This window comes from Dysgonomonas sp. Marseille-P4677, from assembly GCF_016652235.1.
GTDB lineage: Bacteria > Bacteroidota > Bacteroidia > Bacteroidales > Dysgonomonadaceae > Dysgonomonas.
The window spans coordinates 15,599-38,062 of sequence record NZ_JAEPKU010000008.1; the positions used below are offsets into that span (position 1 = coordinate 15,599).

Genomic DNA, 22,464 nt, shown 5'->3' on the forward strand with positions numbered 1-22,464 from the left:
CTCCATTTTATTATGCTTATAAGCAAATTATCCAACGCATCGTTAAACTCCTGAAAAGGAGCATTTACTATTCTTAAAAGTGTTTTCATATTGATAATATTCGACACCTTACCATCGCTTTATCCGGCAAGGTGTCTTTAGTTTTTAATTTTCTTTGTTATTCGATTATACTTTTAGCTTCCAATACAATACGATTATAATTATCCGTCATTTCTTCATCTGTTGTTTTATTCTGGAAAGTATAGCATGATTTTACTTCTTGGGGTATAAACTGTGTATTCAAAAATTCATTCGGATACCCTTCTGCTATAAGACCATAAAACTGTCCTGCTTCAAGGCTTGTGATATCCGAAACTCTTACCCGGTCTCTTTCCTGTATTGATTCGCTGATTCCCTTATTCGTATTGCTTGATAGATGAACGAATTCCCCGCTTGTTCCTGTCCCTCGATTCTTAGTTTCAAAAATCCGATCATGTTTTCCGAATAAATTACAGATCATTTGTGCGCTTTTCTCATTAACTGTTCTCCCATAAAACTGGTTCCCCATATTACTTAATATAACTTGTGCCTTATCCTGTCCGTATTTATCGGCAAGCTGACTATAGTCCTGTACTCCGAAAACGACCGAAACTTTATTTGATCGTGCCGTTGCAGGTATCTGCTCAATATTGGGAATATAAATTGTCGGAGCTTCATCCAATAGGATAATGCTTTTCTGCTTATTAGGTTGGTTCATTTGTCGGACACATACACCAATGATTAAAGAGATTATAGGGGCATAAGTGGATGCCAACGTACTGTCATTACCCAGACATAAGAACTTAGGGTTATTCGGATTATTTAACTGCAGATCAAAATCACTACCGGATAAGATATAAAATATATCCCTTGTGTTTAGCTGGGAAAGGGCATTTTGCAGTGTACTTGCAACCCCTGCGGCTTGACGTTCTGCCCCCCGATCTATTGCTTGCTTTAGAGAAGCAACAAACCCGCCTGCCTCATAATCTTCACTAATTGTAGTAATTAACTTATCAATATCAGTATGTAATAATAAAGAGATTACGTGGGGTAATGTACAATAGTTCGGATAGTGATTTCTTAAATACCATATAACACCGGCTAGAACCATACGTGCATTGTCTGAAAAGAAGTCATGTTCCTTTATGGTTTGAGGTATCAAATTATTAATTAAGATTGTTGCATATTCGAGAGCATACGCCGATTTTAATAAATATTCGGGCATGATCGGATTTATTCTATTCGATCTATAGGGATTCTTAAAGTCTACAAAATATGACTTTATATTTCGACTTGTACAATAAGCAGAAAGCACCTTCTCTGACAGTTCGGGGCTTTTAAAATCATAGAGCAGACCAGTGTAATTATTTTCTACTAATTGGGCTATAATCGGCTCGAAAACGGATTTTGATTTTCCCGATCCTGCTCCTCCTTGGATGTATATAGCCCTATAAGGATTATCCAAATAAATCTTTCCTTGTGTTGTTTCAAACACTAATTCTTTAGCTATTCGTTGTTTATTTGCTTGCTTCTTTTCATTCTTTATCAAAGTCGTTTGATCTTTTCTCTTTTTTCTTGTAAAGAACAAAATTACAATCGCGACTATGGGTAAAATACCCAAAACGATTAATGAGGCAACCTCTGACAGGATCGAGATCATACCGGCAATAATAAAGAAAGCAGTCATCAATATACATGACATCATGAGTTTTGTAAGAAAATTATTATTTGAGAACCCTTTAAATCCGATAATCAGAAACGAAGTCAAATAAATAGCGTATAGCCCGGCATGTAATATCCCTATGTTGAATCGCAAAAGATTTCGATATAGCCAATTTTCATTCATATATTCAGGAAACAGAAAACCGACAAAGAGGAAAATAAATAATACAGCCGGAGCGAATGCGTTAAAGATCGTAATTGCAAAAACGATATACTTTATAAAACTTAGTAAAATCTTCATAGTTCAATCCCTCCTTTTATTTCATTATTTCTACTTCTGGACTGCTCCTTAATTCTCTCTTGTTTAAGTTCTGCCTGTACATTCTTAATAGCCTGTTGTTTAATATCTTCTATAGAACCGTTCTTTAAGGCATTACAATATTCGAATGATTCTTCCTTAATTCGCTGATAACTGAATGCTTTATCGAACTCTGCTTCTACATTTTTATAAAATTCAGTTTTATCGAATCCACTTTTAACAGTACCCATTGCTTTCTTCCCTGAATGGGTTGTTTGTGGGCTGATCTTTAATTTGTTGGATTGGTCTTTCCTACTGACAATAATATGGCAATGCATATTAAGTCCTTTGCCTGTGGATTTATCCCTATCGAAATGGATTTTTCCGTAGAATTTTATATCATTAGCCGATAATCCTTTATTGAAACTTTCCGCATATTTCTGCATAACATTTTCTCTTATAAATTTTGTAAAATTTTGACAACGTTCTTTTTCAGTTTTACCCATAGACAACTGTTCTTTTTCTGATGGAGAAATTATGATTGAATAAAACTTCGCATCCGATTTACAGAGTTTTGCCTTATTGTTGTCTATATCCTTTACCAACTGGCTTTTGCTGATAGAGTCTTTGTCTAGGTTAAAGAAAGGTGTAATCCTTTCTCCGTTTTTCAGACGATCGTAATCTTCATGCTCTAAATAGGTAGCTAACCCATAACTTGAGCCTGTGTTTGCCGTTTTACCTTCTCCGCCTCCTTTTATTTTACAGTTCATAAACTATCGATTAAAGATATTTTTTATTTTATCGGATAAACCTTTGTTCTTCTCATCGATAGCTTGTGTTAATACTAAAAAGCTTTGTTCTTGTACCAACCTGTTTTGTGATAACAGGCTTTTGTTTTCATGAATATTTGAATTAACCAACTGTATTTTATCCGATATGTTTTTCAGATCATTTTTTGATGGTAAGACTTCAAGATAAATCTTAATCCGCTCATCGGTGCTGGCTAAAGATTCACATAATGGACGTAAGAATTCTTTTTCCTGATGGCGGATAAAACTAATAACAGAGTCCAATTTTCGATGGAGTTTGTTGTATTGTTCCGGACTTTCATCAATGGGAGATATATTATTTTTCTCAAAGAATATTATTGCACTACATACAAAATCTTTCTTCGTACATTTATGTATTTTGCATAATTTCTCCAATATTTTGTCATGTTTTCTATCTATAGCTATTGTTACTTTCTCATTCATAGTTATACCAATAATTATATTTTTCGTCAAACTATTTTACTCATTTACAATCAGTTACTAATTGTAGTTATACTGTTGTTATACCATATTCAAAACAAGGTTTTGAAACAAACGATTGTTTTACAATCGTTTAGCACCGCAGGTCAAGAGGTAAGGCAGGGTGAAGCGAAGCAAAGCCCGGCCTCCTCTTGCTTTATTCAATCGACTACGTCAGATCGAATAAACACGCCTATCGAACAATGTGAGATAGCAGAAGTGTTTATTGGTTCTGTAAGTAAAATCGATTGAATAATCCCTTTGATTTTCTGCTCTGACTCGATTTGTTTTATTGGATTTGTAGCATAGCGAAAAATTGGATAAAACAAGTCGATAGAGAGAAAGAAAATCTAAGCTTATTGGCTGCTCTAATCAAAAAGAAATTTGAGTTTGCAGATTTAGCCTATTTTTACTTTTTGATGGCATTGCTTTAAATTCTCTTATAGAATTTTGATAGCCTAATTGAATTCTGCAATATTTGTATGGTCTAAAATTTAAACCTATAATAAAATCAGTAGATTTCTCTCCGTGTTGCAGCTTCAAATAACTTACCTCACCAAGTAAAGTGAGCCTATTCGGAGAAATTTGATATGTTGCTAAAGCATATATGCCACTTTTATCATAAGAACCATCTTTTGCTTTTATCCACTCTGATCTAAACGTAACACGTTTGCTCTGAAAGATTCCACTTAATACATATCTGTTACGAACATGTTCTTTAATTTCATTGGAAGCAAATTCTTCATAATTCGCTTTCCCTATATACATTCCGGCTACTAACTGAATTTGCTCTAAAGGTTTTATATACAATGATCCCGCAAAATCCTTCGTATTGTTGTTTTCTTTTGTTGTTATACCTGTCCCTTGGAATAGCCCTACAGAATATTCTAAAAGATTACGGTTCAAATGTTTTATCAATATACCGGACAGTTGGATTCCTATATCCTTTCCGTAATTATTTTTTCCGTTTTGCAGGAAAAGCAGATCTTCTCCACCTCCTATAAAATTAGTGACAACTCTGGAGTAATATATTGTCTCCAGATTATCAAGGGTTAATTGATTCTCCACTGTTACAGGAACAGAAAATTGCCCGATTTTCAATTTTGCTTGAGGCAAAAATGAATATTCACCCCAGAATTCATGCAACATCTGATTTGACAGGTCTGTCAATAGCCGATATTTAAAAGATTGATTTATTTCTCCATCAATTGAAATAAATGCATTTCGCAAGCTTAAATCATGTTTTACCTCTCTACTATCTGAGTATTCATATAGAATTTGTCCATATCCACTGATTTTAAATTCTTGTGCGGACAGTTTCATAATAGTACTTAATGCTATTATGATGAATAGGTTTAATCTTTTCATAATTTGTTAGGTGTTTGTGTGTTTATTCGTTTTTATAGCGTGGTTTATAAAGTCCTTTGGCTACAAGTTCCTCGTACTGTTGACGAGTAACACTATCCTTTCTCCATTGCTCACGCTCCAATTCTTTCTTTTGCTTTTTTTCGGCTTCTGCCTGTTGATATTTTTGCAGACGATAATTGTCAAAAATATCCTTCCTGTCTGCCAAAAAATTATTGTGAAACCAACTTTTGATAAGGTGGGGATCAACCTGAGCATAGAATGAACCATAAACGGCATCTTTACAATATTTTATAAATAAAAGGAATTCTGATATCTTTAAATCTTTGAAGTCAGATAGAAAGAAAACAGATAAATCTTTTATCTGAGGGGTTCCCATTTTCAGCTTAACATTGGTACTGGTGTTTATATCTATAAGCTGATAAGATAAGATTCGCAATATAAAATTATAGCCGTATGCTTCTTCCAGCAGTCTTAATGAGGGCGAACTCTCAAAAAACACTTGCTCTTTCTTGGCATAAACTACTCTTTGAATTTCTTCAAATTTTTGTGCAAATTTATCACAATCACCGTATTTATTATAAAGCTCATTGATCTGATTTTGTAAATCTTGGTTCTCGTTAGTCAAATGCTTTGCGTTGTTCTTCCGGATCATAAATACCTCCTTTCCAATTTGACGAATTATTATAATTATTAGTTTTTGTTTTGTTTATATTAAAAGGTTCACCTTTCAACTTAACTTGTTGCTCGGTTTCATCTAAAGAAGTTCCTAAGTTTCTACTTAAATTATTTAAGTTACTTTTTATGTAATATCTAGGGCTTTGAGTATTCCGTTTGCCTGAATCAAATTCTATTAATTCCAGTTGTTGTAATCGGTTGCGAGCATCAATAAGGCTAGGTTCACTTATCCCGATGCTAGCGCAGATTAACTTATTAGAAACCTCGAAAGGATTTTCCCAACTACGTTGATTACACTCTTGTAATAGAAAATAGTACAAATCAGCCTGTAAACTGGTTATTCGCTTACTTCTTCGGGTTTGCCAAAACTGATTGATTAATGAGATATAATTCATTTTGAAGGATATAGAGAGCCTATACTCATAGATTACGAGTATGATTTTAACATATAAATTTTTAGACTATAAGTGTGATTCAAGAGAAAGTATAGAGTAATTTCTCTATACTTTTTTGTTTCTTAAAATGTATTTTGAAGTATCTGACTCTATCTCTTCTTTGCTTTTGGATGCATTATTTAACATCCAGTTGTCTATTTTTTCTTTATCGAAAAATAAAACTTTTCCATTTGGTTTTGAAAATGGAATAATACCATTAGCTGTTAGTTTGTAAACATAACTTCTAGAAAATCCCGTATACTCACATACTTCATCTAGAGTTAATACCTTTTTGTTTATAAGTAATAATTTCTCTATCCTTTCTAATCGTTCATCTAATTGAATTGCATTCATAATATCTGTTTTTAGAATTTATAAATCGCAAATGCATTTACTTTTTTTACATCATGATGAAACAAAGGAATATATTTGAAAACAGAGTTACAATATGGTGAGACCTATCACCACATAATCACCACTATAATTTATTCTAGATCAAAAAGATTATTGAAAAGGTTATTAAAAAGTAGAACGTGATCGTCTGACTTTAACACTTTAGAGTCTTTTTCTACAATTTTGTAAAGATAATTATTCTCTATTTTAATGAATGGTTCGTCTGGTAACGAAAAATATGCTTCTATTAATTCCTTGTAAGTAGAATAGATATTTTGATTTACGTTAAGTCGCTTAGCAATAATGACAAATTTAGTCAATAGAGCAATATTAGGTCCTTCCTTCTTGTCTTTTCTTTCTCCTTTATGTAAAAAAACAATTTTTTCATTTTCTCCTAGCGGTTCTCCATAATAGAATAATTTAAAAGATTCAAAGCTAGAAGCAATATACATTCTATCAGTAAGAACTTCGTGTATTTCCTCTAATTCTTGTAATGCTTTACTACCTCTTGTTTTTGAGAAGTCTCTTGTGAAAATATTTGAACAAATATACACTAATGATAAATAGAGGAGTATATATAAAATCCAACCAAATGTTGCCGTAATACTAAAGGTTTCTCCAACTGCATTGTAATATAGCCCCAAAAGCCCATATATTGCAATAGAGAATAAAGGAATGATAATTAAAAAAGCATAGAATCTACTCTTTTTTATAGTTTTTCTATTATCAGTTAATATTACTTTGGTTCTATTTTTATTCCGTCTATAAATGCTATAACCAAGTATCATCATGAATGATATTATTATTAAGAAAACAGAAATAACTTGATAATCAAATATCTTCTTATTTGGTATCTTTGAGATAAATATATATATAACAATTCCTGCCCCAATTATAAAAGATAGTAATAATATCTTTGTTATTAGCATTAAATTTGTATCATTACTTTTCATCTTCATAACTATAATTCTATCTTCAATTCCGGTATGATACTCGCTGCTTCTCTCATTTTCTTATCAATGATTTTAGCATATATTTCTGTCGTTCTTAGTTCCCGATGTCCTAAACGCTTAGAAACAGTGTAAATATCAGCGTTGTTTTCTAGCAATAGGACGGCATGGGTATGTCTGGCTGAATGGAAAGTGATATGTTTGGTAATTCCTGCACGATTACACCAATTTATAATTTCAGCATTGTAGGTCTGTCCATACTTTAAGCGATAAAATACTCTATCACTCTCATTCCTCCTTTCACCAAGTAAAGAGCGTGCCTGGTCTGATATATCGAGATATTCTAACCCATCTGTTTTCTTCTGTCTAAAAATGATTCTATGATAGATTCTACCTTCATCATCTTTTTCTTCTCTAACCTCCGACCATATCATTTTGTCTATATCACTCCAACGGATACCCGTTAAGCACGAAAAGATAAAGGCTGATTTTAGAATTGGGTATTTACATTCTGTATTCGCTAAAGCTTGTAATTCATCATAAGTTAAATACTCTCTTTGGCTCTCGCCCATCTCAAAGCTCTTTACCTTCTTAATTGGATTTTGTGTAATATATCCATCTTCAAAAGCAGCATTAATACATGCTTTGAATTTATTGTAATAAGTATATTTTGTATTTTGACTAAGTGGTGTATTGCTCTTAGTTCTGGCTTTTGTGTCAAGATACTTCTTAAATCCTTTTACGAAATCAATATCAACTTGCGAGGATGTAAGATTAGAAGGACAATAAGCTTCTAAATGGATTTGTGCAGCGTTCCAATTATCAAAGTTGCCTGTTTCGTTGTATCGTTCTTCTTTCTTTTCATTGAAGTAATCTAAGAATAGCAAATTGCCTTTTGAATGATCTTTAATGCCATATTTACCTTGTGCATACTCTGCTTTTCTAATTGCTAATACATTTTCGGCAAAAGTAAGAGCTTCCTTGTTCTCCCTCTTCTCTTTAGCTGTAGTCGGATTATCGTGTAGGTACTTCTTTAGGTATTCAAAATCTCGGATGTGTTTAGACTTCCCTTCAACTGTTTGCATTTTTCCTTTGTAATATTCTATGAAAAGAGAATATTTGCCCGATACTAGTTTTTTTCGTTTTAGAGTTATTACCATAGTTGTGTTATTTGAGGTATACTTTAGTCCACCTTTAGTCCACCTTTTTATTTTGAAGGTGGACTTTTGGTGGAAGAGATGGACAAATATAGTAATATTATCGGAAACCAAAAACGGATTATAAAAATATAATCCGTTGATATATAATAAGGTATTTGCTTTTGTTAGCCTTTTGTCTTCCTTTGTTTTCTTGGTCTATTTTCCGATACAAAACTTACTAAATATATTGCCCAATATATCATCTGTTGATATTTGTCCTGTTATTTCACCTAGATAATACATGCATTCTCTAATATCTTGAGAGAGGAAATCTCCGGATATATGTAGATCAAGGCCATCAGATACTCGTCGAATTGCAGTTAGAGCTTTTTCTAATGCTTCATAGTGGCGCATATTGGTTACAATGATATCTTGTTCTCCGATTTTGGGAATATTTGCCGATTGAATTAGCATGTTTTCGAGATCGCTTGTTCCCTGTTCATATTTTGCCGAAATGAAAATACGTTCTGGAATTTCTTCTACCAATAGGTTTTCTTTATTTACTTTTCGCTCAGATGAAACAGTATCCACTTTGTTGAAAACAAGAATTAACTTTTTGTCTTCAACCATAGGTAATATTTTTGCAGCCAGATCCTTCATGTGCTCATCTGAAGTACTTGCATCAGCAATCCAAAGGACGATACTTGCCTGTTCTATTTTCTTGAAGGTACGTTCTATTCCAATACTTTCTATCTCGTCTGTAGTATCACGTATTCCGGCGGTATCTATTAGTCGGAAAGTTAGTCCTTGTATGTTAATCGTATCTTCTATAACATCGCGAGTTGTTCCATGTATATCGGAAACGATAGCTTTTTCTTCATGCAACAATAAATTAAGTAAAGTTGATTTTCCGGCATTTGTTTCTCCTATTATAGCAACAGGTATTCCGGCCTTTACTGCATTACCGATACTAAATGAATCAGCTAATTTCTGAATATGATGTTCTATATCCAAAGCTGCTTCTTTCAATTTATCTCGATTAGCGAATTCAACATCTTCTTCCGAAAAATCAAGCTCCAGTTCAATTAGAGAGACGAAATTTAACAACTCGGTTCGAAGTTCTATCAATTTATTGCTGAATCCTCCACGCATCTGATTCATGGCTAAGCGATGTGTAGCTGCGGACGTAGAAGCTATCAAATCTGCAACAGATTCTGCTTGAGAAAGATCCATCTTCCCATTCAAAAAGGCGCGTTGTGTAAATTCGCCAGGCTGAGCAAGAGATGCACCTTTTGATATTAATAGTTGTAATATATTTTGTTGGATATATACAGAGCCATGGCATGATATTTCTATAACATCTTCACCTGTAAAAGAATGCGGCGCTTTAAAAATACTAACCAATACCTCATCTAATACGCTCTCATCTTTGATGATGCTTCCGAAGTGGACTGTATTTGCTTTCTGATCGATAAGTTTTTTATTTCCTTGTGGCCTAAAAACCGTGTGAGTAAGTTCAATACAACCTTTTCCTGAAAGACGTATAATAGCAATGCCTCCAATGCCGGCAGGTGTTGATATGGCAGTAATGATATTGTTTTGATGCATGTTGAAACTTTTTAGGGTAACTATCCCAAAGTTACAGTGTTTTTATTACATGAGGAAATGAAAAACAATAGTCCTTAATGTTATTCCTTCTTTAGCCTACTCTTTATAAAAAATAGCAGGTCTTTATCCGGTAGCTTTTCCAGGCTAATCAAATCGGAATAGGGTGATTTCATATTTAATAAATAGCCAAAGGCCGGCTCAGTTTTGTATCCTGATTTTTTAAGGTGGAGGATGTCTTCTCTAAAGCCGGCATTACTTAATTCTAGTATACGGTGTTCAATAATCATGTGTCTATAGCCATATTGAGATGTTGTAGCTATATTCGTAGCATATATTTCGAATGGGATGTCTTTATATTCAAAATTTGCGACATACAGATCATCATTCATATAATCGGAGAAGGACTTGTATTCTGAAAAATATTGCAAGACAACTCCCCTAAATATATTTGTATCATTAGTATGGCAAATAATATCCAAGTCACTTCCGGGGATATCTATTCCGATAGGGATGGTACCTACTAATATTGGGTCGAATGGGCATAATATAGACATAATATTAGTCTCCTTTAATAATTTATAGGATGTTTTTTGTCTATCGTTTCCTAATCTTAAGTATTCTATATTTAGCCAATCTTGCATTAGAATACGATCTGCATTTGTCCTAAAACAGTATTAGAGTCAGGAGCTTTCCATTTATTGGAGTAATCAGAATAAGTATAATTCAACTGGAAACGGCACGATTTGAAGAAATAATAATTGACGCCCAATGTATAATCCAGAACTTCGCTGCTCATATCTTTATTCTGATTAAAGTAGTCTATTTTCGCAAACCCATTCAGTTTCTGTGGTATGAAGTACCATTGTCCCATTCCGTGTATACCTTCTTTCGTGATGCCTCCATCATTGGCCTTTATCCATTCAGCACGGGCATAAAGTCTATCTTTCCTGTAGTCAGAACTGACTATCCAACGATTGCGAACATGATTGGTTTTTATATTTTCATTAGCCGTTGTATATACAGCCTCACCAAAATAACATCCCCCACCAAAACGAAAACCTTTTAAAGGTTGTATCATAATATTGGCTGTGAAATCTTTCGAATTATTAGTTTCACTAGTTACTAATCCGGTTCCTTGATATATGCCTATTCCATATTGAAGAATGTCGTGCGTTGAGGTACTTAAGAAGCTACCATATGCTTGTATTCCCATATCCCTGCCGAAATTGTTTTTGCCATTCTGTAATTTTAATACATCATCTCCCATGCCGGTTAGAGCGGAAACAGAACGACTATAAGCCACCGATTCAAGTACTGTAAGCGATAACTGATTTTCTAGGGAAAAAGGAGTTTTAGCCTGGCCTACTCTCAAATTAAATTTATTAGAAGGGGCCCAGTCTACATAAAATTCTGTTAATGTTGGATTAACAAATTCCATCATCACAAAATATTTGAGATCTTTAAAAAAATGTCCTTGCATATGAAGAAATGCGGCTCTGGCGTCAAGATTATGTTTAATTGTGCTTACGTCATTGTATTTATATAACATCAAGCCGTATCCTCCAAATTGCATATATGGAGTATTGAATCCTTCTCTAATTTTCTCTACAGATTGAAGAAAAGAACTCTTTTCCATTTTTGGGAGTGCTGGTTGATATAGGGAATCTGCTTCAGTCTGAGTGAGAATTTTTTTTTCTACTAGTTTTTTTAATAACTCATTGTTCGAGTCTTGTGCATAACTAACAGAACATAGTATATACAGTAAAACTATGGATAACAGTTTTTTCATAAACTTATCAAATGATTTTTTTTTAATTAATATATATTTCTTCGCCCAGATGGCGAGGCTGCTTATTGGTTATTATATCAACAAATACTTTTACCCGTGCGAGTATTTCTCTCATTTTAGTACGATAGGAAAAACGATTAAGTGCCAAATCTTTAGCATTGTAACCGTAGGCGGTCAAGCCAAAATATTGAGCGAGAAAGACAGCTCTTTCGTTATGGAATTTTTGTGAAACTACAATGAATGATTCTTGTCCGAATATTTTATTCATCCTGACAATAGAATCTAAAGTTCTAAGTCCGGCGAAGTCGCAGTAAATAATGCTATCCGGTACACCTGCTTCGATCAGAGCATTGCGCATATCTTCAGCTTCATTATAGTCGTGCGTGCGATTATCTCCACTAACCACAAAAGCTTTGGCTTTGCCTGCCTTGTATAGCTCGGTAGCAGCTTGTATGCGGTACGTGAAATACGGATTTTCCCTACTGCCTATATACCTTGCAGCACCCAATACTAATGCTGCTTTCTGAACAGCAATACTATCTGTATTACTATATAAATATTCTTGAGTGTCATGTGGTATTTTCCAGTTTGCAAAAAGAATAATTAATCCTATAATTAGAAGAGGAATAGTAATAAATAAAGAAAAGCGTCTTAATATTTTTTTCGTTCGGACTTTCATTAGATACGGTCTAAAACTTTTTTAATAAGATCCTCTATCGAACCTTTATAATTTGAATTGGATTCACCTGCGAGACGATTCGCTATAATAGTGCAAACAGTCATAGCTTTATGTCCCATCAATCTGCCAAGTCCGGCAAGTGGTGCGCTTTCCATCTCGTAATTAGTAATCATGTCTTCCTCATACTTAAAGGTCTCTATTTTGCTATTTAGATCAGGATTGGCCAACGGCATGCGTACATAGCGCCCTTGCGGACCATAAAACCCTATCGCAGAAATAGTCACACCCTTTATCATATCATGGCCTATCCGCTCTACTAGTTCCTCATCAGCTTTTACAACGTATGGAGAACAATGTAGAGGATTCCAATTGACATGTTGTTTGAAGGCTGTCTCAAAATCGTTTAGAGTAATCTTGTTACGATCTTCATAATAATTTAATACGCCATCGAAACCAATAGACTTTTCGGCTACCACATAAGAGCCTATGGGGCAATACGGTTGTAACCCTCCCGATGTTCCTACTCGAACCATTGTAAGCTGTTTGAAATCTTTTCTCACTTCGCGTGTTTCAAAATCTACATTGGCAAGAGCATCCAATTCTGTAATAACAATGTCAATATTATCAGGACCTATGCCATGCGATAGTGCTGTAATACGTTTACCTTTATATGTTCCGGTTATAGTATGGAATTCACGGCTTTGTGTATTACATTCGATGCTGTCGAAAAATGAGGCTGTGAGCGAGACCCTGTCAGGATCACCCATCATGATAATTTTGTCGGAAAGTTGTTCCGGTTTTATATGTAGGTGAAAAACGCTACCATCAGTATTTATAATTAATTCTGAATCAGAAATTATTCTCATAATTTGTTTGTTTATATCGAAATACAAAGATAACGGAAAATGAGATATCTTTTAGTTGTCATGTCGTTAAAGGTCTGAAATAGGTATAGATTATAAAAAACACCCAAACGAAAGTCGCAAAACTACGTTTGGGCGTTTTCCTCTCTTCGCTAAGAGAGTGGAGTAATGAGCTTTTTTTAATATCTTAAGGATTCTCTTTTTGATGTGTATATCAAATTTCTGTAATTATGCCCTATCTTGGCTCTTTTTATACATAATTTATAATAATAGTTGTTCTTTTAAAGTCTCTATATTTCTTTAATATCCTTTTCTATAACCACTATGGTCATAAGTTAGGCTTATTCTTCTTTATTGTTGATTGTCTGTATTATATCAGATTTTAAGCATAGCATTGAATTAGCAACATTTTTACATTATCATTTTTTGCAGCATTTGTGAAATTTGTGTGATACAAAGATAAGATATAATTCTGAAGAGATTCTGAAGAAAAGGAGTGGGTACAATTAGTCTCTTTCGGGATCGTATGCCTTTTCGTAAAGATCTGGATTTATTGAAAATGATTGATTTAATACAAAATCTTTTGTGTTTCCGGAATCTTTTCTTTTTATTTTATATATTTGTGTACTGTTTTTTACCCATAAATATCACTAATCTTTAAATATTATTAATCTATGAAGAAAAAAATACAGTTGTTACTTCTATTTATGTGTGCGCACACATTATTCCTGGCGGGGACTCTTTGTGCAAAAGAGCCAGACAAAATTGGAGGAGATGATGGCGAACTGTTCAAGGTTGCAATTGCCGGATATACCTTTGTGAACTTTAATTTGGACGAGACTTTAAAGATGATGCAGGAAGTAGATGTACATTACTTATGTATCAAAGATTTTCATTTGCCACTTAATAGTACTGATGAACAAATTGCTGCGTTTCATGCAAAACTTAAGGCTCATAATGTAACTGGATATGCTGTCGGTCCTATTTATATGAAAACGAATGAAGAGGTGGATCGTGCGTTCGAATATGCTAAAAGAGTAGGTGTTAAATTAATTGTTGGTGTACCCAACCATGAGGTTTTGCCTTATGTAGACCAAAAAGTAAAAGAATATGATTTTAAATATGCTATTCATTTGCACGGGCCGGACATAAAATTATATCCTAATGCAACTGATATATACGAAAATGTAAAAAACTTAGACCCTCGTATTGGTATGTGTCTGGATATTGGTCATGACGCTCGTGATGGGCAGGATCCGATAGCCGATTTGAAAAAATACAAAGACCGAGTATTTGATATTCATATGAAAAATACTACAGCAGCAACCAAAGAAGGCAAAACAGGTGAGATTGGTCGGGGAATAATAGATATTCCTGCTTTCGTGAAGATGCTTCGTAAGGTTAAATATTCTGGAGCTTGTAGTTTGGAATATGAACGTAATATGAAAGCTCCTTTGGCCGGTATAGCAGAGTCTATTGGCTATTTTAGAGGAGTAATAGATGCGACAAAATAATATAAATGTAACTATGGATAGTAAGATGGGTGGTGTAATAGTCACCCATTTGTTTTTCTGTAAAAGCGGAGAAAAATAGTTATTTTTGCAATTTAAAAAATATTCTGATGAAAATTATTCTTCTCGCCATAGGGAAAACCGATGCCGGTTATTTTATTGATGCTGTAAATGAATATCAAAAACGTTTAGAGCATTATATTCCATTCGAAATACAGATTATTCCTGATATAAAGAATACTAAAAGTCTGACCGCAGATCAGCAGAAAGAGAAGGAGGGAGAATTGATAATAAAAAGTTTGCAAGCAGGAGATTATTTGGTTTTGTTAGATGATAAAGGGAAAGAATACACCTCTCTTCAATTTGCTTCCTATATAGAAAAAAAAGCGCATACAGTTTCAAAAAGGCTTGTCTTTCTTATCGGAGGCCCTTATGGGTTTTCTCAGGCGATATATGAAAAGGCTAATGAGAAGATTACTCTTTCGCGAATGACTTTTTCTCATCAAATGGTTCGATTAATATTTGTAGAACAATTATACAGGGCAATGACAATATTAAATAATGAGCCTTATCATCATGAATAAAAAAACGGTTTCAGAATCAAAATCTGAAACCGTCTCTTATTATTTGAAATATTTCTTACATATTCATACCACCACAAACAGGGATTGCTTGTCCCGATACGTATGAAGATAGGTCAGAGCCAAGGAATACTGCTACATTAGCTACATCCTCAGGAGTTCCTCCGCGACGTAATGGGATTTGTTCTGCCCATTTTTGTTTCACTTCATCAGAAAGTACGCCTGTCATCTCAGTTATGATAAATCCCGGACAAATACAGTTGGCACGTATACCTCTTGAACCAACTTCTTTAGCGATCGATTTTGCTAAACCAATCATACCGGCTTTAGATGCAGAATAGTTTGTCTGTCCTGCATTGCCTGAAAGTCCTACAACAGAGCTCATGTTAATAATGCTTCCTCCTTTTTGTTTCATCATGATAGGAGTGATGGCATGGATAAAGTTAAATGCAGATTTTAGATTGATGTTTATAACCATATCCCATTGCTGTTCGCTCATGCGCATCATAAGACCGTCGCGGGTGATACCGGCATTGTTTACAAGAATATCTATTCTTCCAAAATCTTTTACTATTTCTTCCACTACCTTATGTGTATCATCAAAGTTTGCAGCATTCGATGCGTATCCTTTAGCTTTTACTCCAAATTTAGCTATCTCGGCTTCTGTGGCTTTTGCGTTATCATCGATAGCTAAATCTGTGAACGCGATATTCGCTCCTTGCTCTGCATATTTTATGGCAATGGCTTTACCAATACCACGGGCTGCACCTGTGATGACAGCAGTTTTACCTTCTAATAATTTCATAATTTTATAAATTAAAATATAATTTAGTTGACAATTATTTTTTCGTTTTGATTCCTTCAAATATAAGGTAAGCGATATTCTCGCGTTGAGATTCGGTTTGTAGGCTCTCTGCGCGTATTTGTCCTCTAATATATGGGACCTCCAACCCTTTTAGCGCATGATGAAGAATTTCTGCGGTGGCCTGGGTATCAGGCATCTCAAATGTTCCTTCTTCAACACCTTTTGTTAATATGTCTTTTAGTACCTGTATTTCTTTCCGGTCGAATGATTTTCTAACATTCTGTACACGCCATATATCGCGAAAGAAATCAGCTTTTAATGTACCATTTCTGGCAACAACATTTTTGATTGCATCAAACCTTGTATAGAAAAATAAGAGTAACTTTTCATCGGCAGGAAGCTTTTTACTTGCGACAGATTGCAAGGCATGATACATCTGGTCTAGCTCTGTTTCCAATACAGCCTGATAGACTTCATTCTTATTGTTAAAGTATGTATATAATGTACGTCGGCCCTTATGAGAAGCTACCGCAATATCGTTCATGGTTGTATTGTCCACGCCCAGTCTTGCAAACAGTTGGCGTGCTACGTCAATTAAAATATTTCGGGTTTTGTTAATAGTCATACATTAAATAAAAATGCACACAAATATTCTAAGTGTGCAAATTTAGTATAAAAATATTGATTATATAAGAAATTATGTGATTTTATGTTTTTGAACAGAATTTGATTATTTCTTATCTATTATTTAAAATAAGGCTCTCCATCTTTCCAAAAGACCTCTTTTTGAGATAATAACCATGTTTTGCCATAATCGTTATTTCCCTGATAAAATAAGTATGTTCTTTTTGTATCAGGGTCTCTAAAAATATGAGGATGACCCGATTCACAATAATTCCAACTACCTTTGTCTCCATTGGTCAGAAATGGTTTGTTGGATAATTTTTCCCAATTGATTCCATCTTTGCTTTTGGCCACGCCTATTTGTTGAGGGTCGTTGTTATATGCCCCTGCATAAAACATTACCAATTCATTACCGACTTGTATGACAGAAGCCCCCTCAACACATTTGCCTTCCCAAGGGTATTTTGGTTCCAATATAGCTTTGTCGCATGCTTGAGTCCAATCTTCCTTGTCGAATTGAGTGCCGGTAGGAGCAGTAGCTACACCCTGTATTTGTATTTGATAGTCCGGGGTACGTGATGCAAAGTATAAAAAGTATTTATTATTGAATAAGATTACTTCAGCATCTATAGCTCTTCCACAATTCCAATCTCCTGAGGGAGAGAATATCGGATTCGTGTTGTTGCGGGTAAAGTTAACCCCATCTGTAGAAAAGGCATGACAGATAGCGTCTTTTGCTCCATTGCCATAGGTTTGGTAAAAAAGATGAATTGTGTCATTTCTGACCAAAGCACCAGGGGCGCATAGCCCCTTTGCTTCGTAGTCAGCCTGTGGTGTTATTTCTCCAATGGTTTTCCAATCGGTCAAGTTCTTACTTTTGGCAATTCCTATATTCCATCCACTATTGACATCGTCTTTTCGTGGAGGTATTGAATAATACATGATATAATCATTTTTGAACTTTACGACATGCGGATCTTTCGAAAAAGGAATTCCTATGCGAGTTGTATCGCCAAACATCATTCGTTTTTGTGCAAATAAATTACTACAAAAAAAACAAACTAAGCAGATGAAAGAGAAATTTAATATTTGTAACTTCATTGTTGTTTTATTCTTTCGGAGTCATTACGACCTCTATGAGATTGCCTTGCGAAATAATATCTTTTACTAATTGTTGGATATCGGCAGGAGTAATACTTCTGATGCGATTGATGTAATCGGTATTTTCATCTTCTCCGTAAAAATGTATTATTTCTGTTGTTGCAGACCAATATCCATTCATCTTTAGATATTCTGTTCGCTTCTTAATTACATTTTCAATTGCTTTATCAAATTCATCTTTCCTAGGGCCATTATCAGCGAGCTCTTTGATTTCACGATATACAACTGCATTCATGTCGTTAACGCGTTTTGGATCAGTGTTAAAATAAATTTGTAATCTAGACTCTCCACTAGGAATATGATCGAATCCAAAATTGGCACTAGCTCCATAAGTCCCGCCTTCATCCCCTCGCAGTGTACGGAAAAATATCTGATCCAGTATTCCGTTCAGTACATCTCTTTTAAATGCAGGTGCAATATTAGCTTTGAAATCCAAATCTAATAAAGCTGTATAGTATATGAAAGATGTGGCTTTCGGGGTCTCCATTGCTTGTGTGAAATTGTTTTTAATCACTCCTTTGCGTATTTTCTTGTTTATTTCTTTGTATGTCGCCATAAGATTACCAGAAGGCAGACATCCCAGATATTTTTCTATCAAAGGCTTTATGATTTCTTCATCTAATGTGCCTACAAATGTAAATATGAATGACCCCGGATTAGCAAAACATTCCTTATACATACTGATCATACGGTCGTAGTCGAGCTTATCTATGTCTGCTACTTCTATTTTTCTTGCTCGTGGTTGGTTTCCGTATAGTGTTTTATTTATTGAGTCACTAAAAATATATGAAGGGTTCTTTGCATTGTTCAACATGCTGTTTTTCCTGTTTTCTACGAATGCCTTAAATGCATCTTCGTCTTTTCGTGGCGAAGTAAGATAGAGGTATGTCAACTGAAGCATAGTCTCAAAGTCCTTAATTGTAGAGTTTCCTTTAACAGCTTGAGTGTAATCTGAAACTGAAGGCCATACACTCACTGATTTTCCGGCCAGTATCTTAGGCAAGTCTGTTGTGCTGAAATTACCTACGCCACCAATCTGAGAAACTGCATTTATGAAACTGGCATTAAGAATTTCTTCGTCCGAAAAAATGGATGATCCACCTTTAGCTAATGCTGACATTACTATCTGGTCGTTGTGGAAAGTAGTTTTTTTGAGGATTACTTTTATTCCGTTCGACAGAGTCCACTCTGTTTCATCATAAAGCCCATTTCGTTTTGTGTCTACCACTTTGCCGGGTTGTGGAAGATTGCTAATCAAAGGTTCTTTAGACAAGGTTTCCACATAAGCCTCTAATGGCTGATTCTTAACCTTAGCCATTAAATTTATCAAATCTGTTTCGCTAGGATATTTTAATCCCTCCTTTTCGGGTCCGGATACCGTCAATACAACATTGTTGTCAGTAATAGCTTTTTTTATGAAACTGTTGAAAGCCTCCTGTTTTAGTGTAGGTAAAATTTCTTTCAGCATTTTATACTCGTACTCGATGCCTGTGATAGGTCCGCTTATTAGAAAATTATGAAGGATAACATTGATAATTTCTCCATTGCTTTGCTTGTCGCGATTGTTATAGGAATTCTCATAACGTTGCAATAGATTTGCTTTGGCTCTTTCTATTTCTCCTTCAGTAAACCCATACTGTTTTGCCCTTTCGTTCTCTTGGATTAATATTGTCAAGGCTTCATTGACCTTGCCTTCTTTTACGGAAGCTGAACTGGTCCAAGCTTTTTTAGTGACGGCTACAAAGTAGTTTCCATAATAACTATATGCAGAACTAAAAGGTGCATCCGGGCGTTGGGATATTTCGTTTAGTCGTGCAGATAACATTTGAGATACCATATTTCTTATATGTTCCTGAATGAGCCATTCTTTTGTGTTGCGTTGATTCTCAGGTTCTGTATCATGTTTTATATAAAGACTGATATTTGTCGATGTAGCTTCCGGGTCTGTTACTACAGATATAATGGGGGATGTGTTGTCCGAAACGGGGTAGTAAACTCTTTCCGCAGGATTTACGGGTTTGGGTATGTCTGTGAAAATTGTTTTTAGCTGTTTTTCTACATGGTCTACATCTACATTTCCTACTACGATTATCCCTTGCAAATCAGGTCTGTACCATTTTTTGTAGTAGTCGTTCAGTTCTTGATATTTAAAGTTTTCTATTATGTCCATCTTACCGATTGGCATACGGTCGGCATACTTACTCCCTTTGAAAATTATAGGGAGTTGTTTATCCCATATGCGAGAATAGGCTCCTGTTCTACTACGCCATTCCTCTTTTATAACCTTACGTTCTTTGTCTATTGCATCGTCCTTGAGAGTGATGAATCCCGACCAGTCGTGCAGCACAAGTAGGCAGGAATCGATCAGATTTTTATTGTCAGTTGGCATACCGTCAAGAAAATAGACGGTTTGGTCAAAAGATGTGTATGCGTTAATATTCTCGCCTATCTTAGCGCCATACTTTTCCAATGATCCAACAAGATTTTGAGGGAAATTCTTTGTAGACCCAAAAGCCATATGTTCAAGGAAGTGAGCTAATCCAGCCTGGTTATCATCTTCCTGTATAGATCCTACTTTTTGTACCAAGTAATATGCAGCTCGGTTTTCCGGATAATTATTATGCCGGATAAAGTAAGTGAGTCCATTGTCTAGTTTTCCCTGTCTGATTTGAGGGTCGAATGGTAAATTTTGTGTCTTTGCCACAGATGTAATGACGAAGAGCACTAAAAGGATAGTGATTTTTCTCATAGGGCATTCGATTTTTAGTTGTCGATTTTACAAATATAACTTTTAAGTTAAAATAAATAAGATGAAAAGAGGAAGAATTTCTCTATAACTTCAATTTAATAAGACTTCTTGATTGTCAATTAAAAAAAGATAAATAATAAAGAGATTTTAACCCAAGTAGGGCGTGATACAAAGTGTAAAACATAAATATTTTTTGTACTTTTGTCCTTTCTTTTTGGAGTCTTAAAAAAAATAAAACAAAAAGTCGTGGCTAATACGAAGTATATATTTGTAACAGGAGGTGTTATATCCTCTTTAGGGAAAGGGATTGTAGCCTCTTCATTGGGTAAACTGCTACAGGCAAGAGGTTATAAAGTGACAATTCAGAAACTGGACCCATATATCAATATTGATCCCGGAACATTAAACCCATATGAACATGGTGAGTGCTATGTGACAGTCGACGGACATGAGGCCGATTTGGATTTAGGGCATTACGAGCGTTTTCTTAATCAGCCGACTCATAAGGACAACAATATAACTACCGGACGTATTTATCAGAATGTGATAAATAAAGAACGTAAAGGAGATTATTTGGGTAAGACTGTTCAGATTGTACCACATATTACGGATGAGATAAAACGTAATATCAAAATGTTAGGTACAAAGTATAACTACGATTTTGTAATAACCGAAATAGGTGGAACAGTAGGGGATATTGAATCTTTACCATTCATAGAAAGTGTGCGCCAATTACGTTGGGAATTGGGCAAAAACTGCTTGTGTGTACATCTTACTTATGTTCCGTATATTGCAGCGGCTAAAGAAGTAAAAACAAAACCGACTCAGCATTCGGTTAAACAACTCCAATCAGAAGGAGTACAGCCCGATATGTTAGTATTGCGCACAGAGCATCCTTTGAATAAAGAAATTTTAAAGAAGGTAGCATTATTCTGTAATGTAGAGGTGGATGCGGTTGTTCAATCTGTCGATGTGCCTACTATCTACGAAGTGCCATTGAATATGCAGGCACAAAATATGGATGAAATTGTACTTCGTAAACTAGATATGCCAATAGGTGAAAAACCGGCTATGCAACCATGGCGTGATTTTCTGGATAAGAAGAAACACGCAAAAGAAACTGTGCGTATAGCCTTGGTTGGCAAATATGTAGAACTACCGGATGCATATAAGTCAATAAATGAATCATTGTTACAAGCTGCTATATATAATGAGCATAAGTTAGATCTTCATTTTATATTATCTGACAAATTGACTGATGAGAATGTGCAAAAAGTATTGTCTTCGATGGATGGCATAGTTGTTGCACCCGGATTTGGACAGCGTGGTTTGGAAGGAAAACTTGTCGCTTTGAAATATGCTCGTGAAAACGATGTACCTACATTTGGTATCTGTCTGGGTATGCAATGTATGGTTATCGAGTTTGCAAGGAATGTATTAGGACTAGAGGATGCTAACTCAACCGAAATGAATCCTCATACACCTTTTAAGGTTATTGACCTGATGGAAGAGCAAAAGAATATTACCAATATGGGAGGAACAATGCGCCTTGGAGCTTATAAATGTGAATTGGAGAAAGGCTCACTTGTTTATAAAGCATATGGTAAGAAGCTTATAGAAGAGCGTCATCGTCATCGTTTCGAATTTAATGGTGATTACAGAGAGGACTTTGAAAAGAACGGAATGAAGTGTACAGGAATCAATCCTGATATGGGATTAGTGGAAGTAGTGGAAATAGTGGGCAAGAAATGGTTTCTTGGAGTACAATTCCATCCTGAATACAATAGTACTGTAGTATCTCCCAATCCGTTATTCCTAAGTTTTATAAAAGCTGTTGTAGATAATAAAAAGAAATAATAAGAAAGGTA

At 34.8% G+C, this 22,464-nt stretch carries 21 protein-coding genes; 3 read left to right on the plus strand and 18 right to left on the minus strand.

The features are described from left to right. Window positions 1-157 precede the first annotated feature (157 nt). The 14 genes from JGH11_RS03290 to JGH11_RS03355 all read right to left on the minus strand — a co-directional run bounded on the left by JGH11_RS03290 (window position 158) and on the right by JGH11_RS03355 (window position 13,168). Window positions 158-1,981 (minus strand): type IV secretory system conjugative DNA transfer family protein, encoded by a 1,824-nt coding sequence (locus tag JGH11_RS03290; protein ID WP_201110140.1) that lies wholly within the window; start codon window positions 1,979-1,981, stop codon window positions 158-160. Next, window positions 1,978-2,748, minus strand: coding sequence for a DUF5712 family protein (locus JGH11_RS03295; RefSeq protein WP_201110141.1), 771 nt, complete (start codon window positions 2,746-2,748; stop codon window positions 1,978-1,980). The genes JGH11_RS03290 and JGH11_RS03295 overlap by 4 nt, the downstream gene beginning before the upstream one ends. Before the next feature lie 3 nt (window positions 2,749-2,751). Then, the gene (locus JGH11_RS03300; protein ID WP_201110142.1) at window positions 2,752-3,231 is read right to left on the minus strand and encodes a BfmA/BtgA family mobilization protein; all 480 of its coding nucleotides are present in this window, start codon (window positions 3,229-3,231) and stop codon (window positions 2,752-2,754) included. 408 nt (window positions 3,232-3,639) lie between these two features. Next, the gene (locus tag JGH11_RS03305) at window positions 3,640-4,635 is read right to left on the minus strand and encodes a hypothetical protein (protein ID WP_201110143.1); all 996 of its coding nucleotides are present in this window, start codon (window positions 4,633-4,635) and stop codon (window positions 3,640-3,642) included. Window positions 4,636-4,657: 22 nt separating this feature from the next. After that, complete coding sequence (locus JGH11_RS03310) at window positions 4,658-5,287, minus strand: DUF6633 family protein (RefSeq protein ID WP_201110144.1); 630 nt, start codon at window positions 5,285-5,287, stop codon at window positions 4,658-4,660. Next, on the minus strand, window positions 5,253-5,705 hold the full coding sequence (locus JGH11_RS03315) for a hypothetical protein (protein WP_201110145.1): 453 nt from the start codon (window positions 5,703-5,705) through the stop codon (window positions 5,253-5,255). The genes JGH11_RS03310 and JGH11_RS03315 overlap by 35 nt, the downstream gene beginning before the upstream one ends. A 105-nt stretch (window positions 5,706-5,810) precedes the next feature. Next, window positions 5,811-6,098, minus strand: a complete 288-nt coding sequence (locus tag JGH11_RS03320) for an AlpA family transcriptional regulator (RefSeq protein WP_201110146.1) — start codon at window positions 6,096-6,098, stop codon at window positions 5,811-5,813. 131 nt (window positions 6,099-6,229) lie between these two features. Next, complete coding sequence (locus JGH11_RS03325) at window positions 6,230-7,090, minus strand: hypothetical protein (RefSeq protein ID WP_201110147.1); 861 nt, start codon at window positions 7,088-7,090, stop codon at window positions 6,230-6,232. 8 nt (window positions 7,091-7,098) lie between these two features. Then, complete coding sequence (locus JGH11_RS03330) at window positions 7,099-8,247, minus strand: site-specific integrase (protein ID WP_201110148.1); 1,149 nt, start codon at window positions 8,245-8,247, stop codon at window positions 7,099-7,101. Window positions 8,248-8,442: 195 nt separating this feature from the next. After that, window positions 8,443-9,834, minus strand: coding sequence for a tRNA uridine-5-carboxymethylaminomethyl(34) synthesis GTPase MnmE (mnmE, locus tag JGH11_RS03335; RefSeq protein WP_201110149.1), 1,392 nt, complete (start codon window positions 9,832-9,834; stop codon window positions 8,443-8,445). Window positions 9,835-9,914: 80 nt separating this feature from the next. Next, window positions 9,915-10,475: a DUF4269 domain-containing protein gene (locus tag JGH11_RS03340; RefSeq protein WP_255561551.1), complete on the minus strand. Its 561-nt coding sequence runs from the start codon at window positions 10,473-10,475 to the stop codon at window positions 9,915-9,917. After that, a complete protein-coding gene (locus JGH11_RS03345) occupies window positions 10,475-11,623 on the minus strand; it encodes a porin (RefSeq protein WP_201110151.1) in 1,149 nt (382 codons plus the stop codon). Before JGH11_RS03345 ends, JGH11_RS03340 begins: the two co-directional genes overlap by 1 nt. Before the next feature lie 22 nt (window positions 11,624-11,645). Next, complete coding sequence (locus tag JGH11_RS03350; protein WP_201110152.1) at window positions 11,646-12,302, minus strand: vancomycin high temperature exclusion protein; 657 nt, start codon at window positions 12,300-12,302, stop codon at window positions 11,646-11,648. Next, window positions 12,302-13,168 (minus strand): nucleoside phosphorylase, encoded by an 867-nt coding sequence (locus tag JGH11_RS03355; RefSeq protein WP_201110153.1) that lies wholly within the window; start codon window positions 13,166-13,168, stop codon window positions 12,302-12,304. Before JGH11_RS03355 ends, JGH11_RS03350 begins: the two co-directional genes overlap by 1 nt. Window positions 13,169-13,839: 671 nt before the next feature. On the opposite strand from JGH11_RS03355, the gene JGH11_RS03360 reads away from it, so the two are divergent. Beyond that, the gene (locus JGH11_RS03360; protein WP_201110154.1) at window positions 13,840-14,679 is read left to right on the plus strand and encodes a sugar phosphate isomerase/epimerase; all 840 of its coding nucleotides are present in this window, start codon (window positions 13,840-13,842) and stop codon (window positions 14,677-14,679) included. Window positions 14,680-14,786: 107 nt separating this feature from the next. Continuing rightward, the gene (gene rlmH / locus JGH11_RS03365; protein WP_201110155.1) at window positions 14,787-15,260 is read left to right on the plus strand and encodes a 23S rRNA (pseudouridine(1915)-N(3))-methyltransferase RlmH; all 474 of its coding nucleotides are present in this window, start codon (window positions 14,787-14,789) and stop codon (window positions 15,258-15,260) included. A gap of 55 nt (window positions 15,261-15,315) precedes the next feature. Here the strand turns inward: rlmH and fabG are convergent, their stop codons facing one another. The 4 genes from fabG to JGH11_RS03385 form a co-directional block, all read right to left on the minus strand. Continuing rightward, on the minus strand, window positions 15,316-16,062 hold the full coding sequence (gene fabG / locus JGH11_RS03370; RefSeq protein WP_201110156.1) for a 3-oxoacyl-[acyl-carrier-protein] reductase: 747 nt from the start codon (window positions 16,060-16,062) through the stop codon (window positions 15,316-15,318). A gap of 34 nt (window positions 16,063-16,096) precedes the next feature. Next, window positions 16,097-16,687 (minus strand): TetR/AcrR family transcriptional regulator, encoded by a 591-nt coding sequence (locus JGH11_RS03375; RefSeq protein ID WP_201110157.1) that lies wholly within the window; start codon window positions 16,685-16,687, stop codon window positions 16,097-16,099. A gap of 119 nt (window positions 16,688-16,806) precedes the next feature. Then, complete coding sequence (locus tag JGH11_RS03380; RefSeq protein WP_370567555.1) at window positions 16,807-17,709, minus strand: family 43 glycosylhydrolase; 903 nt, start codon at window positions 17,707-17,709, stop codon at window positions 16,807-16,809. An 85-nt stretch (window positions 17,710-17,794) separates the two neighbouring features. Beyond that, window positions 17,795-20,596: a pitrilysin family protein gene (locus JGH11_RS03385; RefSeq protein ID WP_201110159.1), complete on the minus strand. Its 2,802-nt coding sequence runs from the start codon at window positions 20,594-20,596 to the stop codon at window positions 17,795-17,797. Between the two features lie 246 nt (window positions 20,597-20,842). Between JGH11_RS03385 and JGH11_RS03390 the strand changes: the two genes are divergently transcribed. Then, window positions 20,843-22,453, plus strand: a complete 1,611-nt coding sequence (locus JGH11_RS03390; protein ID WP_201110160.1) for a CTP synthase — start codon at window positions 20,843-20,845, stop codon at window positions 22,451-22,453. Window positions 22,454-22,464: the final 11 nt, after the last annotated feature.